Below are 15,262 nucleotides of genomic sequence, written 5' to 3' on the forward strand. Positions count from 1 at the left end.
CTCAACAGCGCGCTGCTGCCGCCGAGCGGGGCTCCTCTGAGAAGGAGTTCATGTGATCGCTCTACTCCGACGATCTCGTAGACGCACGGCGATCGCCGTCGCGGTGGTCGCTGCAGCGGCGGGCGGGATCCTGCCCGCCGTCGGCGTGCCCTCCGCCGAAGCGGCGGATGCGGCGGAAGGCTTCACGGCGCAACTGGTCGTGGTGGACACCCCCACCCGCGCCGCGAAGAACCGGCTCGCCGCACTCGGGCTCGACCTGACCGAGCACGCGGGCCACGACCACGCCGACGTCGTCCTGCACCGGGCGGCCGACGCCCTCGCCCTCCACGCGGCCGGCCTCACCTGGCAGGTGCGCATACCCGACCTCGCCCGGCGCGAGTCCGACGTCAACGCCGCGAACCGCGCCTATGCCGCGGTGACCGTGACCTCACCGCTGCCGTCCGGACGCGACAGCTACCGGGGCCTCGCCGACTACAACGACGACCTCACGCGGCTGGCCGCTCTCCGGCCCGGCATCGTCAAGAAGTTCGCCCTGAACCACAAGAGCCTCGAAGGCAAGATCGTGTACGGGGTGGAGATCGCGCACAATGTCGCGGCGACGGACGACGGCCGGCCCGTCTTCCTCATGATGGGCCTGCACCACGCCCGCGAATGGCCGTCCGGCGAGCACGCCATCGAGTTCGCCTACGACCTCGTGAAGAACTACGGCAACGACGCACGCATCACCGCCCTGTTGGAGAAGGCGCGCGTGATCGTCGTGCCCGTGGTCAACGTGGACGGCTTCGAGAAGTCCGTGAACGACGGTCAGGCGGTGGACCTGCGCCCCGTCGACGACGGCGGCACGGCCTCGGTCCTGGCCACGCCCGGCAACGCGTACAAGCGCAAGAACTGCCGGATCATCGACGGCCTGGCGCCCCTGCTGAACGAGTGCGCCCTGGTGAGCAGCCCGGGCGGTTTCGGCGCCGGAGTCGATCTCAACCGCAACTACGGCGGATTCTGGGGTGGTCCCGGCGCCGCCGCGGAGTCCGTGCAGGCTACCTACCGAGGTGCCGCGCCGTTCTCCGAGCCCGAGACGCAGAACATCCGCGAGCTGGTCAGCACGCGTCAGGTCACCGGCCTCATCACCAACCACACCTACTCCGACCTGGTGCTGCGCCCGGGCGGTGTGGCGCCCGACACGATCGGCCCCGACGGGCAGCCCGTCGGCGACCCTCCGGACGAGGCGGCGCTGAAGGATCTCGGCGACCGGATGGCCGCTCAGAACGGCTATACGAGCCAGCGCAGTTGGGAGTTGTACGACACCACGGGCACCACCGAGGACTGGTCGTACAACGCCACGGGCGGGTACGGCTACACGTTCGAGATCGGGGCGCACGAGTTCCACCCGCCGTTCCCCGAGGTGGTCGACGAGTACCTCGGTGCCGGGGAGCACGCAGGGAAGGGCAATCGTGAGGCGTTCCTGCTCGCACTGGAGAGCGCGGTCGACGCCGGGCAGCACTCGGTCATCACCGGCCGGGCCCCCGCCGGGGCGACACTGCGGCTGAAGAAGAGCTTCGCCACGCCCACCTGGTCGGGCACCATCAAGGACACCCTCGACACGACGATGACCGTCGGCCCGGACGGCAGCTACACCTGGCACGTCAACCCCTCGACGCGCCCCGTCGTCCAGACCCGCCAGAACCGGGTGATCTCCACCGACCCGCTGAAGCGCCAGTCGTTCACGGGTACGACCGCGCCCGCACAGCGCACGGAGCAGGAGTTCACCGTCGACCGGGACGCCGACGCCCTCGAAGTGACACTCGACTGGCCGACCCCCGACGACCTCGACCTGTATGTGCTGCGGAAGAACGCCGACGGCACGCTCACCCAGGTGGGCAGTTCGGCGGGCTCCGTCGGGGAGAAGGAGCGCGTGCTCCTCGACGGCCCGGAGCAGGGCGTCTACGTGCTGCGGGTCGAGAACTTCGCCTCCGTCACGCCGTCGTGGACCCTCACTGCGTCCCTGTACGACGCGACCGAGCAGCAGGTCGGCGGCCTCATCGAGAACTGGACGCTGTCCTGCGAGAAGAACGGCACGGTCCTGGAGCAGCTGCCTGTCGTCGTGGACCGGGGCGGACGGGTCAAGGCCGATCTGAAGTCGTGCGCACGGAAGTGGGGCAACTGATGAGGGCACGAACCTGGTTGAGGCGCGTCGCCTGTGCGGTCGCGCTGCTGCTGGTCGCGTCCTTCCCGCAGGCCGCCGCCGGGACCGCGGCCGCGGTGGACGGGGCCGATGTCACCGTGGCGACCGCCGGCGGCGAGCAGGTCGTCGACGGAGAGGTACGTCAGCCGCTCAGCGGCACGGTCGACGTCACCGGCACAGCCCGCGCGGGCACGCCCGGCGGGCCCTCCGCGCCCGCCCCGCTGCACGCCGACGCCGGTGACAGCGCCTTCGTCGCCGCAGGCGAGCAGGCCGTGCTGGTGGGCAGTGCCTACGGTGGCACCGCCCCGTACACCTGGGCGTGGACGACGGATCACGGGAAGGTCATCGGCCCGGACGCGGCGAGTGCCGCGCTGGACACGATGGGCCTCGCGGCCGGTACGTACGAACTCCGCCTTGCCGTCACCGACGCCCGTGGCGGCACCGCCACCGACACCGTCAAGGTCGTCGTGACCGACGAGACCACCGCGCAGCTGCTCGACGAGACGAAACAGGACACGACGCCGGGGGTCTTCCCCACGGGCTCGACCGTGGAGTTCCCGTTCACGGTTCCGGCCGGGGTGCGGTCCCTCGACGTCACGCTCTCGTGGAGGACGAGCGCCCAGGACTACGACCTGAGGGTCACCGACCCGTCGGGCGCCGTGGTCGCCACGTCGGAAACGGGCGAACACCCTGAGAAGACCTCGGTGTCCTCGCCCGCCGCAGGGACCTGGAAGGTGGTCGCGGTCAAATGGGCCACCGTCACCGACGAGGTGACCGCGCGGGTCGTCGCCCGCAGCCGTCCCGCCGATCCGCGCCCGGTCGTGCGGGCGGGCGGCCCGTACGAGTTCGCGACGGGCGCCGAACAGCGGCTCACCGGCACGATCCAGGGCGGTGCCGCACCGGTCACTGCGGCCTGGGACCTCGACGGCGACGGGCACTTCGACGACGGCACGGGCACGACGGTCACGCCCCGGCTGCCCGACGGGCGGCATCTGGTCACCCTCAAGGCGACCGACGCCGACGGGCTGGAGCGGCGCGAGACGACCTCCGTCCTCGTGGGCACGGCCGAACGGCTCGCCGCGGGGCCGCCGGTCACCGTCATCGGTATCGCCGACACCGGCATCAACCCCTACCACCTGGAGTTCTCCGCCCAGACCTACCCGGACCCCGATGTCCTCGCGCTGACGAAGAACTTCACCCGCCACCCCTCCGAGTACATCCCCGGCTATCCGGCCTCCGCCCCGGCGCTCCCGGTCACCCTCGGCAAGGGCTATCTGCCCGAGGCGGACAAGGCGCTGTGGACGAGTGAGCGGCTGCCGGGCGGCACCCTGCACTGGATCCCCGGAACGAAGATCATCGGCGCTTACTCGTCGAGCGTGGACGGCGACCACCCGGTCCTCGACGACAACGGTCACGGCACCGGCTCCGCCTCGGTCTCGGCGGGCAACCGGTACGGCTACTGCCCGACCTGCCTGCTCGTCATGGTCGAGGGCCTCGACGAGACCGTCGCCACCACGTACCCCTGGGTCGACATCACGTCGCACTCCTTCGGCTACATAGGCGGCGCACCGGTCGGCCCGGTGCTCAGCGGCGAGGAGGTGACCAAGGGGGCCGCCGAGCGCGGCCAGACGGTGCTGTTCGCCGCCGGCAACGGTGTCGGCAACGCCTTCGACGTACCCGTCAGCACCTGGCACTCCGACCAGACGGGACCCGACTGGAACATCACCGTCGGTGCACTGCGGCGCGACAGCGGGCGGGCCGTCGTCGGCGACGGCATCCCCGTCCATCTGTCGTCCTGGGGCATCGGAAGCCTGCCGTCCGCCTGCCACACCGGGGTCCTGTGCCAGGACCAGTTCAGCGGCACATCGGCGGCGACGCCGTACACAGCGGGCGTCTTCGGCACCACGCTCCAGCGGGTCCGCGAGGCCATCGGCGACACGCGCCCGGGTCTGAAGGCCGGTCAGGTCGTCGCCGAGGGAACGGCGCTCGACGGGAGCGTGTACCTCCAGGACGGCAGGATCACCCGTGGCGAGCTGCGCGAAGCGGTCCTGAAGAACGCCTTCCCGCTCGGCGAGGACGATCTGCCGTCCGCGAGCTGGCCGCTCGCCTCGCCGCACACGGCGGGGAACGTCCTCTTCGAAGGGTACGGCGCGGCCACGCCCGAGACGGCACGCCGTGCCACGGACGTGCTCCTCGGCCGCGCGCTGCTGCCCGAACGGCCCGTCGAGGACGACTACTTCGCCGCCGACCGGGCGATCCGGGACAGCATCTGGGGCGGCTACGACCGGGACGGCGACGGCACCGCCGACCCGGCGCCGCTGCCGTCCGGCGTATCGGCGGGCCTCGACGACGTGCTCACCCTGGACGGCGCCCTCGGTGTGCTGCGCCGCACCCTCACTGCGCGGCAGGACACGCGGCAGCCCCACGGTCCGTACTCCTCGGCCGCCTTCGGCTACTACCTGCACCAGGGGCCGGACTGCGCGGGCGAACGGACGATGGACCGCACCGACCGTGACGACGACGCGGACGGCTGCCCCGTCGGCGACACCCTGTCGTCCGCCGCGCCGTATCTGCCGACGGCCGCCCACCCGGCCACCGACACCCTCGCCGGGCCGCTCGCGGCCGGATCGAAGGTCAGGGCCGAGCTGTCCGTACGCACGCGCGCCCCGGCCGCGGTCGTGGCCCCCACCGTGGTGCTGCTCGCCACCGACCGGGAGATCGGCCGGGGCAAGGCCGCCGGCCGGCTGGTCACCGGCGACTGGGTGACGTACACGATCGAGTTCGAGACGGACCGGCACGCCTTTACGGACGAACAGCTGACCGTACAGCTGCTGTCCGACAGCACCGCGCTCGCCGAGGTGGGTTACCAGGGCGGTCATGCGTCGAGGCTGTCGCTCGACCCGGCGCCCCTGCCGCCGTCCGGACTGGAGTTCGGCGCGGCCTTCGCCGCGCCCGTGGACGGTTCGCAGGTCGTCGAGGGCGAGACCGTCGTCGCCGGCGGACAGTACGCCTTCCCGGACGCCGGCACCGACCCGGACGGCGTCGGCGGCAGGCCCGAGACCCGGCGGGTGCAGCTGTCGGTGGACGACGAGGGCTTCGGCTCTCCGATTTCCGCGCAGGTCGACGAGAGCACCCTCACCTGGCGCGCCGAGGCGGGACGGCTCGGCGTCGGCGAGCATGTGCTGTACGCCCGAGCCGTACGGGACGGCACGCCCTCGCAGGCCGTGCGGACCACCGTGCGCGTCACCCCCGACGCCCGGGTCGAATGGCAGGTCGTGCAGCGCAACGCCCCGGTGGACGCGGCAGCCTGGCGCACGGCCGCGGGCTTGCGCGACTGGACGTTCCCGCTGGACACGGCTGTGTATGGCACCGGCCACAGGACGATCGTCGTCCGCCTTGTGGAACGCGGCACCGAAACGGCGCGGGACACCGTGCGAGCCCGGTTCCGCTGAAACGCAGCGGCGGGTTCGTCCCCGTCGCCCGGTGCTCACCGTGGCGCCAGTGGCCGCCTCGCATGACGGGCGGTCACTGGCGCGGACCGCACGCGGCGTTGTACGGCGCCGCCTCGGCGCCGAAGCCCCCGACATTTCCACGGAAACCCCGCTTCCGGGTGGCTGCCGCCAAGCGCGACCGATCGGTGCAAAGCGTGCGCTCTATCGGATTCCGGTCGGGGGCTTACCAATTGGGTTCCGCTATGGCCTCTGATCTGCAACACCTTGTGCGGCTAATAGCACGGAGTTGATTGGCGGCACAACCTCTCTTTTTCTCTCTGTGGCTGGTTATGATCGGCGTCCCCAAGGTCCCATCGAAGCGGGAACGGCGTTCCCCCAGCCCCTCCCCGGGGGCTGCGCCCCGCCCGGTCGGTGGTCTGCCAGGCTGCACCCCGCTCCGAGGACTGATGTCTCCCATGCAACCCACAGGGTCACGAGGCCCGTCGGCGACTCGTCGGCGGCGCATCGTACGCCTGCGCACGCTGCTCATCTGGCTGGCGGTGGTCCCCGTCGTGGCGATGGGTGCCCAATCCACCGTGACCGCGAATCGATTGCTGGAGCAGTCGGAACATCTGCGCGCCGACGTGGAGTCCGGTGAGCGGATCGGTGTACCCCTGTACAGGCTCATGGTCTCGATGCAGGCCGAGCGCACGATGACCGCCGCGCACTGGGCGGGCTCGTCGGTGTCCGAGGACGCCATGCGGAAACAGCGCGCCGCCACGGACCGGGCCGCCGCGGGGGCCCGCCAGGCGTCGGCCACCGCGAGCGCGGTGTCCGAGCAGGCGAACCGACGCCTCCTGGAGGTCACGGAAGGCCTCGACGACCTGGACGCCTACCGCGAGCGCACGGACGGTGGCACCGGAAGCGCCAACAGCACGCTTGCGTACTACACCGGCATGATCAGCCAGATGATCCGCTTCTACCAGGACGAGCTGAGTCACGCGGAGGACGGCGGGCTCACCCAGGAGAGCCGCGTGGTCGTCGCCATGTTCTCGGCGTCCGAGATGGTGGCCCAGGAGGACATGATCCTCGCGCAGGCAGGGCCGTCCAGGGAGCTGACCACCTCCCGGTTCGCCGACTTCGTCAACGCCGTCGGAGCCCAGCGGTACCTGTACGACATCTGGGTCGTGCCGTATCTGCCGGAAGCGCAGAACGACCTGTACGCGCAGATGGTCGGCTCGGCGGCCTGGCAGGCCAAGACCCGCATCGAGAACGCGGTGCTGTCCGATCACTCGGACACCGACGACGGCGTGAAGCTGCCCCGGGAGGTCAACGGCTGGCAGGCCGCGCACGAGAAGTGGGGTCCGCAGCTGAGCACTCTGAACGCCGACCGGTCCCGGGGACTGCTCGCGCGCGGCGACGCCCGGGCTGCGGAGCTCGAGGCAGAGGTCGCCTGGCTGATCACGGCAAGCGCCGGCGCACTTCTGGTCGTCGCGGGCATCGTCGTGTTCATCACGCGCTCGGTGCTGCGCCGCCTGCGCCGACTGCACGAGCGCACGGTGACCATCGCGGAGGAAACGCTGCCGGAGGTCGTCGACCGACTGCAGCGCGGCCGGCCCGTCGACGCCGACGTCCTGCCCACGGTCCGCGGAGAACAGGACGAAGTGGGGCGTATCAACGATGCGTTCGCCCGTGTCGTCGCCGTGTCCGTCGACGGTCAAAGGCAGCTGGCGGCCGAGCGCCATGGATTCGGCATGTTCGCCGCGGGCATCGCCTCACGCACCGGCAACCTGGTCAGCCGGCAGCTGAGCCTCACCGAGGAGCTCCAGGACACCTTCGGCCACGACGAAGCACTCCTGGCCCTGCTGATGCGCGCCGACCAGCTGACGGTCGGTATGCGGCGGCAGATCGAGAACCTGCTCATCCTGGCGGGCGGCGAGATCACCGACCCTCACACCGAGCCCATGCGCATCGCCGACCTGCTGCGCGAAGCGGCCGCGGAGGTCGAGGACTTCCGGCGGATCGAGCGGCAGGCGCTGGACGAGATCAGTGTGGAAGCTCCCGTGATCAGTCAGATCAGCCACCTCCTGGCCGAACTGTTGGACAATGCGACCCGGTTCTCCCCGCCGAGGTCGAAGGTCGTCATCCGGGCCGAGCTGCTGGCCGACGGGCTGTCGATCGAGATCGAGGACCGTGGCCCGAGGGTGACTCCCGCCACCTACGAGGAGATGAACGGACGCCTGCACTCGGCGCCGCCGTACGCCGTCCTGGCGGAGAACGCCCATCGGCTGGGACTCTTCGTGGTCGGCCACCTCGCCGACCAGCTCGGCGCCACGGTCACGCTGCGCAGGTCGGTGTTCGGAGGGACGTCGGCCGTGGTGATCCTTCCCAAGGAACTGCTCGTGCCGACCGAGAGCGAACCGAAACCGGTGCCCGTGCCGGTGCGACCGGCACACGAGCCCGCTCCCGTGCAGCCCGCTCCCGTGCAGCCCGCGCCCGTGCAGCCCGCTCCCGCGGACCCCGCCCGCGGGCAGTCCGCCCCTGCACCGCGTGGCCTCGGCGACGGCAAGCCCGAGCTGGTCCTGCACAAGGGGTCCGGGTTGCCGATCCGCCCGACGCATGAGCGGTCGAAGGAGACCGCGCAGCCTGTCCGCGCCGCCGCAGGGGACGGCGACACGCGTCCGACCCTCCCCGAACGGGTCCCGCAGACCCATATGGCAGAGCAGCTCCGGGCGCCACGACACGCACCGGCAGCAGCGGCCGTGCAGGACGAGGCAACTCCTGAAGAGGTGGCCGACGCCTGGGCGGACTACGAACAAGGGACCCAGATGGTGGAAGACGAGCTCCGACGGGATCAGCCATGACGACGACATCCAACGACATGATCTACAGCGTCCTGGACAACAACCTGAGCAGGATCGCCGGCATCAAGGGAGCCGTGCTGCTGTCCAACGACGGGATCATGCTCAGCGCCTACATGCTGGACCGGCCCGAGGGGGAGCGCATCGCCGCGGCGTCCTCCGGAATCGCGGCCACGATGAAGGCCATATCCCGGGAGGTCGACGGCGGCCGGGTGATCCGCCAGCTGGTCGAGATGGACGACAGGTATCTCTGCATCGTCGGATGCGGGGAGGGGAGCACCCTCATCGTCGTGACCTCCCGCAAGGCACGGCTCGGGGAACTGGGCGGTGAGGCCGTACGGACCGCACAGGCGCTCGGTGAATGGCTGGGCACACCTGAGCGCACCCAGGCGCCCAGTCGAAATGGCTGACGCGCCGCACCAAGGAGGCCGCCGCCGGACGCGGTTGTACGCCCTGACCGATGGGCGTACGACCGCTGCGCACACAGCGCTGACCATGGACACCACGGTCATGGCGGCGGTCTCTTCGGAGGCCCACGACGGCCTGCCCAGCGAGTGGCAGGCCATCCTCTCCATGTGCACGCCGCCGAACGGCCTGGCGGTCGCCGAGATCGCGGCCCGGATGCACATGCGCCTCACTCCCATGATCCTTCTTCTCGGCGAACTGGAGGACCGCGGGCTGATCCAGCACAGGTCGCCCCTGGAAGAGGCCGAGACCACCAATGTCCACGTGCTCATGAGAATCAGGGACAACCTTGCCCGGATATGACACCTCTGCCCAGGAAGCAGCCCCAGTCAAGATCCTGATCGCCGGGGGATTCGGCGTCGGCAAGACGACACTGGTCGAGACGATCTCCGAGATCGAACCCCTGCGTACGGAGGAGCTGCTGACGGCCGCGGGCGTCGGCGTCGACGACCTCGAGGGGATCGAGTCCAAGACCCTGACCACCGTGGCGATGGATTTCGGTCGCATCACCCTCACCGACGCCGGTGTCGTCCTCTACCTGTTCGGTACGCCGGGTCAGGAGCGCTTCTGGTTCATGTGGGACGACCTGCTGAACGGGGCTCTCGGGGCGATCGTGCTGGTCGACACCCGGCGCCTCGACCGCAGTTTCCCGGCCGTCGACTTCTTCGAGAACCGCGGGCTCCCGTTCGTGGTCGGCGCGAACTGCTTCCACGGCGAACAGCCGTACAGCGCCGAGGAGATCAGGGCGGCACTGCACCTCCGTACCCCGGACACGCCCATCCTCATGCTCGACGCCCGCTCCCGTGACGACGTGCGCGGGGCCCTGCTCTCGCTCCTCGACACGCTGATCGCCGAGGCGCGGACGGTGACGCCCGTCTGAAAACGGTGCTGATGGCGGGGCGTCAGCGCAGCGCAAGCTCGCCCGCGTGGACGGCACGCATGGCGCGCTCGACAGTCTCCTGGTTTTCGCCGACAGGAGCCACGTAGCCGATGACGTCGCGCGCGGCGTCCTCCCCGAGCATTCGGGTGATCACCCACGTGGCGAGATACTGGGACGCCAGGCAACCGCCCGCCGTGGCGATGTTCCCCTCGGCGTGGAACGGCGCGTCCAGCACGGTGACGTCGCAGGCTTCGACAAAGGGCCGGCTCGTCATGTCCGTGCAAGCCGGCATGTCACCCAGCAGCCCGAGGCGCGCCAGCACCAGCGCGCCGGAGCACTGCGAACCGATCAGCTGCCGCGAAGGGTCGAGCGGCAACATGGAGAGCAGGCGGTCGTCGGCGACCACGTCTCGCGTCTTGACGCCACTTCCGATCAGCACGACCTCGGCTTCGGTCACGAACTCCATCGGGCGCTGCCCGGTCACCTCGACGCCGTTCATCGACGTGACCACCGGCGTCGGCGTCGTGACGAAGGCTTCCAAGCCGTCCTTACGGCACCGGTTGATCAGCGCGGAAGCGATGAAACTGTCGAGTTCGTTGAACCCGTCGAAGGTGACCACGGCTACCTGCATCACAACTCCTTCAAGTACGGCATCGGATCTGCAGTCTCCCTGGCGCGCCGTTCCGGGACGAGGGCCAATCAGCGGCTAATGGTCTGCCTACCGCCGCTCTGCGTTTCGAGCTCCGAGCCTGAGCCGTTCCTGCACGTCACCGCGACGAGCCTCCGCGGCTCGGGGTTCGGGGTTCGGGGTTCGGGTGGAGTCCGGGGCAGTGCTCCGGGCCCGGCGGTGCCGCTCAGCCTTCGTACCCGGGCCGGGCGGCGCGTTGCACGCAGCCCGTCGCCGGGATCGGACATGCTCCTGTGACCATGGGGATGCTCCTCCTCGCCGTCGCAGTGCTGGCCGCCACGAACGTGCTCGTCAACCGGCTCGGGCCCGAGCTGTACGTGCCCGTCTGCGTGGCCGCGGCCGCCGCGCTCGTGGCGATCGCACGGCTGGCGGGGCTCACCTGGGACGAGTTGGGGCTCGGGCGTTCCTCCGCCCGACGCGGCCTGCGCTGGGGACTCGTCCTCGCCGGGGCCGTGATCGTGGTCTACCTGGTGGCGCTGGCCCTGCCGTACACCCGTGAGGCGTTCCAGGACGAGCGCGCTGCCGAGCTGACCGCCGGGCAGCTGGCATTCCGCGTGCTCGTGCGGGTGCCGTTCGGGACCGTGTTGCTGGAGGAGATCGCGTTCAGGGGTGTCCTGTGGGGCATGATGCGGCGCCGATGGGGCACCGCCTGGGCCACCGGCGTCTCCTCGGTGCTTTTCGGGCTGTGGCACATTCAGCCGGCCCGTGGGCTGACGCGCTCGAACGCCGCGATGGAGGCGGTCTTCGGCACGGGCGGGACCGCAGTCGCGCTGTCGGTGACCGCGGCGGTCGTGGGCACCGCACTCGCGGGCGTGGGGTTCTGCGAGCTGCGGCGTCGGTCGGGGAGCCTGATCCCTCCCGTCGCGCTGCACTGCGCCCTCAACAGCGCGGGCTATGCGCTGGCGTGGGCGGCCGGCCGCTGGTGGGGCAGCTGACCGCCGCGCCGTTCGGACCCTCAGATCCTGCTGCCCGAGGCCGTGTCGCTCGACAGGCGCTGAGCGAGGTAGATCGGGATCACCGACAGCAGGACGAGCACCGCGGCGACGACATTGACCACCGGAGCCTGCTGGGGGCGGGCCATGTTGGAGAAGATCCAGACCGGGAGGGTCTGCACCCCGGGCCCCGCGGTGAAGGTGGTGACCACGATCTCGTCGAAGGAGAGCGCGAAGGCCAGCAGCGCGCCCGCGACCAGTGCGGAGCGCACCATCGGGAAGGTGACGTCCCAGAAGGCGCGGAAGGTGTGGGCGCCCAGGTCCATCGCGGCTTCCTCGTACGAGCCGGACATCCTGCGCAGCCGGGCGGCCACGTTGTTGAAGACCACCACGATGCAGAAAGTGGCGTGCCCGACGACCACCGTGAACATGCCGAGGCCGACGCCCAGCGGTTCGAGCACCGTACGGAACGCGGTGTTGAGTGCGACACCCGTGATGATGCCGGGCAGCGCGATCGGCAGCACGACCACGAAGGAGATCGCCTCCCGGCCGAAGAACCGGTAACGCTGCACGGCGAAGGCGATGAGCGTGCCGAGGACCAGCGCGATGGCAGTGGCACCGAGGCCCGCCTTGACCGAGGTCCACAGGGCTTCGCGGGCCCCGGTGCTGTGCCAGGCGGCCGTCCACCAGTCGAAGGTGAGCCCGGGCGGCGGCCAGCCCGAACTTCGGTCGGGATTGAGGGAGTTGACCAGGACCAACAGCAGCGGGACGTAGATGACCGCGAAGCCGAGCCCGGCTGCGATGCGCAGGGTGATGCGCGCGGGGCGGGAGAGGTTCATCGGGTGGCCTTCGCTTTCACAGGCACTTCCACAGGCACTTCCACCTGATTTCTCCAAGGAGGCCCCGTCCTTCAGGCCGTGGAGGAATGGGTCCTTGGAGCGGAGCCGCGAAGCGGCGGAGTTCCCTCCGTACCTGTCGTGACCTGCACTGTCGGCTGTTGTCAGTGGTGACGGTTAGGTTGTTGGCGTGAAGGTCGTGGTGCAGGTGAAGCTGCTGCCGTCGCCCGAGGTGGCGGCGGCTTTGGCGGCGACCCTGCCCGCGTGCAACCGGGCGGCCGATGCAGTATCCGCGGTGGCGTACGAGAGCGGCATCACCTCCCGCAACGAGTTGCAAAGACTGGTCTACGCCCGTCTCAAGGCCGAGTTCGGGCTCGCTGCCCAGTCTGCTGTACGGGTGGTGAAGAAGGTCGTGGACGCCTACACCACGTTGCGTGCGAATATCCGGGCGGGGAACCTGGGTCCGGCCACCTCGAGGCGGCGCAGCCGTGCGGAGTCGAAGCCGATCGTCTTCCGCCCTGATGCGGCCCAGCCGTATGACGACCGGATTCTGTCGTGGCAGCATGACGCGCGGACCGTCAGCATCTGGACTGTGGCGGGTCGGGTCAAGGGCGTCCGGTACACCGGGCACCTGGGCCAGTTGGCGATGCTTGCGAAGTACCGCAAGGGCGAATCGGATCTCGTGCACCGTGACGGCATGTGGTTCCTGGTCGCCACCTGCGAGGTCCCCGAAGCGCCGCTCAACACCGAGCCGGTGGACTGGATCGGTGTGGACCGGGGCATGGCCAACCTCGCCACCACGTCCGACGGGGACAACTATCAGGGCCGCCGTCTTGGCCGGTACCGGCGCTGGCACGCCCGCAAGCGTGCTGAACTCCAGGCGAAGCGGACCCGGTCCGCCGCCCGGCGGGCCAAGCGCCGGGCACGCCGCGAGGCCCGGCACGCCGCCCACGTCAACCACAGGATCAGCAAGGAGATCGTGGCCGTCGCACAACGCACCGGACGCGGCATCGCCCTCGAAGACTTGAGTGGCATCCGTGACCGGGTACGGCCTTTCCGCGACCAGCGGGCTGCGCTCTCCTCCTGGCCGTTCCACCAGCTCGAAGAACACATCCGGTACAAGGCCCGGCGGGCCGGGGTCCCGGTGATCTGGGTGGACGCCCATTACACCTCGCAGATGTGCCCCAGATGCGGGCACACGGCGAGGAACAACCGTCCCACCCGGGACACCTTCTCCTGTCGTCGGTGCGGGCTCGCTGGCCCCGCCGACCACGTCGCCGGGGTCAACGTACGCAACCGCGCACGCTCGGCGTGGGTTCTCGTCAACGGACCCGTACCGCAAAGGACCTGAACACCTCCTTTCGCTGGTAGATGCGACCCGTGACCGTCCTGTCGTAGGGGGCAGTCGGGAGCGCGACAAGGTGTAGACGACAGAGTCAACTAGCTCGGTCGTTTACGGCCGAGAAGTTGACGCCTGTCGACACCCGGGCCCGCGTGGACGCCGTCGTGCGCCGCCTCGCCGATGCCATCGAGCTCGGGCTGCTGGCCGACGGCGAACAACTGCCGGGCGAGACCGATCTCGCCGCGCAGCTCGGTGTCTCCACCGTGACCTTGCGCGAGGCGCTGATGGCCCTGCGCCAGCAAGGTCTGGTCACCACGCGCAGAGGCCGCGGCGGGGGCACGTTCGTCACCCTGCCCGACGGGCCGACGGAGGACCGGCTGCGGGCCCGGCTGGCCGACTGGAGCACAGAGGAACTCCGCGATCTCGTCGACCACTGGGCTGCGGTCTCGGGAGCCGCTGCCCGGCTCGCCGCCCAGCGCACCGAGCCGGACGACCTGCAGCCACTGCGCAGGACCCTGGACGAGCTGACCGACGCCGCGGAGCCGGCGGCCCGCAGTCGGATCTGCTCGCGGTTTCATGTGGAGCTGGCCGCTGCCGCCCAGTCCGCCCGGTTGACCCGCGAGGAGGTCGCCATCCAGACCGAGGTGGGGACGCTGATGTGCCTCATCCTTGGCGATGATGGATATCTCATGGAGGTGACCGATCGTCACCGCGCTGTGATCTCAGCCGTGCATGATGGTGCGGGCGAGCGTGCCAGAGCCCTGGCGGAACAAGGTGTGCAGGCCTCCTTGACACGCCTCATCGGACTCCGACTCCGCTCCGTCGGCGGTGCGCGCGGTCTCCGTCCCGAGGAGGGCTCCCATGGCCAGCAGTCCCCGTCTCGTGAGCGCGGCGGCAGCCGCTCCTGACGAAACGGTTTCCGACGTGGCTGCCGGAATCCGTGACGCCCTCGAAGGTGTCTTCGACGCCGTGTCCCGGACGTGCGCCGACACTCAGGCCCTCCTCGGCTCGATATCGGCTCAGGGGCATCGGCCCGTCTCCGCCGACCTCGCGCCGCTGCGGCCCGGTCTGCACGAGCGGCTCAGTCGGTACGAACTGGTTTCGGGGATCGGGTTCGTCGCCGTACCCGGCCTGCTCGCCGACGTGTCGGCCTGGCTGGAGTGGTGGCAGACCGACGGGAACGGCCACGTCCGTCCGCTGGTGCCCGACCTTGATCCGCAGCACTCCGCGTACTCGGACTACACCCACTGGGACTGGTTCACCCTGCCGAGGGACACCGGGCGGCGAGCGGTCGCGGGACCCTATGTGGACTACCTCTGCTCCGACGGGTACAGCCTGACCCTCTCCGCGCCGGTGACCGTCGACGGCCGGTTCGTGGGCGTTGCCGCTGCCGACGTGTACCTGCGGAACTTCGAAGCCGCCGTACTGCCCCTCCTCCAGCGGCTGACGATTCCGGCTCGGCTGGTCAACGCACGGGGCCGCGTCGCTGCGTCCACGGACCCGTTCCACCTTGCCGGTTCTCTCACCAAGAGCGTCGCTTTCGCCGGGCTGCCCGCAGGCCCCCGGCACTCCACCGTCCACGACGGGTTGCGCCTGTACCCGTGCGACGGTGTTCCCCTGGTGCTCGTCACAGAAGCCGCGTGACGGT

The 15,262-nt window shown here is 70.2% G+C and carries 12 protein-coding genes; 10 read left to right on the top strand and 2 right to left on the bottom strand.

What is annotated here, in order from left to right; translation table 11 throughout:
- The first annotated feature begins 52 nt into the window (after window positions 1-52).
- The 6 genes from ACWCXB_RS31435 (at window position 53) to ACWCXB_RS31460 (ending at window position 9,816) form a co-directional block, all read left to right on the top strand.
- Window positions 53-2,161: a M14 family zinc carboxypeptidase gene (locus tag ACWCXB_RS31435; RefSeq protein WP_450727167.1), complete on the top strand. Its 2,109-nt coding sequence runs from the start codon at window positions 53-55 to the stop codon at window positions 2,159-2,161.
- Entirely contained in the window at window positions 2,161-5,631 is a 3,471-nt protein-coding gene (locus ACWCXB_RS31440) for a S8 family serine peptidase (RefSeq protein WP_450727168.1), read from the top strand. The genes ACWCXB_RS31435 and ACWCXB_RS31440 overlap by 1 nt, the downstream gene beginning before the upstream one ends.
- Before the next feature lie 455 nt (window positions 5,632-6,086).
- The gene (locus tag ACWCXB_RS31445; RefSeq protein ID WP_450727169.1) at window positions 6,087-8,474 is read left to right on the top strand and encodes a nitrate- and nitrite sensing domain-containing protein; all 2,388 of its coding nucleotides are present in this window, start codon (window positions 6,087-6,089) and stop codon (window positions 8,472-8,474) included.
- Window positions 8,471-8,881 carry a roadblock/LC7 domain-containing protein gene (locus tag ACWCXB_RS31450; protein WP_450727170.1) on the top strand — a complete coding sequence of 137 codons (411 nt, stop codon included), beginning with the start codon at window positions 8,471-8,473 and terminating at the stop codon, window positions 8,879-8,881. The genes ACWCXB_RS31445 and ACWCXB_RS31450 overlap by 4 nt, the downstream gene beginning before the upstream one ends.
- Window positions 8,874-9,239, top strand: coding sequence for a DUF742 domain-containing protein (locus ACWCXB_RS31455; RefSeq protein WP_450727171.1), 366 nt, complete (start codon window positions 8,874-8,876; stop codon window positions 9,237-9,239). The genes ACWCXB_RS31450 and ACWCXB_RS31455 overlap by 8 nt, the downstream gene beginning before the upstream one ends.
- On the top strand, window positions 9,226-9,816 hold the full coding sequence (locus ACWCXB_RS31460; RefSeq protein WP_450727172.1) for a GTP-binding protein: 591 nt from the start codon (window positions 9,226-9,228) through the stop codon (window positions 9,814-9,816). Before ACWCXB_RS31455 ends, ACWCXB_RS31460 begins: the two co-directional genes overlap by 14 nt.
- Before the next feature lie 22 nt (window positions 9,817-9,838).
- Here ACWCXB_RS31460 and ACWCXB_RS31465 read toward each other — a convergent pair whose 3' ends face one another.
- Window positions 9,839-10,447 carry an AraC family transcriptional regulator gene (locus ACWCXB_RS31465; protein WP_450727173.1) on the bottom strand — a complete coding sequence of 203 codons (609 nt, stop codon included), beginning with the start codon at window positions 10,445-10,447 and terminating at the stop codon, window positions 9,839-9,841.
- 296 nt (window positions 10,448-10,743) lie between these two features.
- On the opposite strand from ACWCXB_RS31465, the gene ACWCXB_RS31470 reads away from it, so the two are divergent.
- Window positions 10,744-11,439: a CPBP family intramembrane glutamic endopeptidase gene (locus tag ACWCXB_RS31470; RefSeq protein ID WP_450727174.1), complete on the top strand. Its 696-nt coding sequence runs from the start codon at window positions 10,744-10,746 to the stop codon at window positions 11,437-11,439.
- Between the two features lie 20 nt (window positions 11,440-11,459).
- Here ACWCXB_RS31470 and ACWCXB_RS31475 read toward each other — a convergent pair whose 3' ends face one another.
- Window positions 11,460-12,275, bottom strand: coding sequence for an ABC transporter permease (locus ACWCXB_RS31475; RefSeq protein ID WP_450727175.1), 816 nt, complete (start codon window positions 12,273-12,275; stop codon window positions 11,460-11,462).
- A gap of 187 nt (window positions 12,276-12,462) precedes the next feature.
- Between ACWCXB_RS31475 and ACWCXB_RS31480 the strand changes: the two genes are divergently transcribed.
- The 3 genes from ACWCXB_RS31480 (at window position 12,463) to ACWCXB_RS31490 (ending at window position 15,258) form a co-directional block, all read left to right on the top strand.
- On the top strand, window positions 12,463-13,623 hold the full coding sequence (locus ACWCXB_RS31480) for an RNA-guided endonuclease InsQ/TnpB family protein (RefSeq protein ID WP_450727176.1): 1,161 nt from the start codon (window positions 12,463-12,465) through the stop codon (window positions 13,621-13,623).
- Window positions 13,624-13,739: 116 nt separating this feature from the next.
- The gene (locus tag ACWCXB_RS31485; RefSeq protein WP_450727177.1) at window positions 13,740-14,522 is read left to right on the top strand and encodes a FadR/GntR family transcriptional regulator; all 783 of its coding nucleotides are present in this window, start codon (window positions 13,740-13,742) and stop codon (window positions 14,520-14,522) included.
- Entirely contained in the window at window positions 14,476-15,258 is a 783-nt protein-coding gene (locus ACWCXB_RS31490) for a cache domain-containing protein (protein WP_450727178.1), read from the top strand. The genes ACWCXB_RS31485 and ACWCXB_RS31490 overlap by 47 nt, the downstream gene beginning before the upstream one ends.
- Window positions 15,259-15,262: the final 4 nt, after the last annotated feature.

This window comes from Streptomyces sp. NPDC001514, from assembly GCF_053597075.1.

Coding starts and splice junctions, on each gene's coding strand:
- ACWCXB_RS31475 (WP_450727175.1), bottom strand. CDS start 12,275: ATGAACCTCTCCCGCCCCGCGCGCATCACCCTGCGCATCGCAGCCGGG.
- ACWCXB_RS31445 (WP_450727169.1), top strand. CDS start 6,087: ATGCAACCCACAGGGTCACGAGGCCCGTCGGCGACTCGTCGGCGGCGC.
- ACWCXB_RS31455 (WP_450727171.1), top strand. CDS start 8,874: ATGGCTGACGCGCCGCACCAAGGAGGCCGCCGCCGGACGCGGTTGTAC.
- ACWCXB_RS31450 (WP_450727170.1), top strand. CDS start 8,471: ATGACGACGACATCCAACGACATGATCTACAGCGTCCTGGACAACAAC.
- ACWCXB_RS31470 (WP_450727174.1), top strand. CDS start 10,744: ATGGGGATGCTCCTCCTCGCCGTCGCAGTGCTGGCCGCCACGAACGTG.
- ACWCXB_RS31440 (WP_450727168.1), top strand. CDS start 2,161: ATGAGGGCACGAACCTGGTTGAGGCGCGTCGCCTGTGCGGTCGCGCTG.
- ACWCXB_RS31490 (WP_450727178.1), top strand. CDS start 14,476: ATGGCCAGCAGTCCCCGTCTCGTGAGCGCGGCGGCAGCCGCTCCTGAC.
- ACWCXB_RS31465 (WP_450727173.1), bottom strand. CDS start 10,447: ATGCAGGTAGCCGTGGTCACCTTCGACGGGTTCAACGAACTCGACAGT.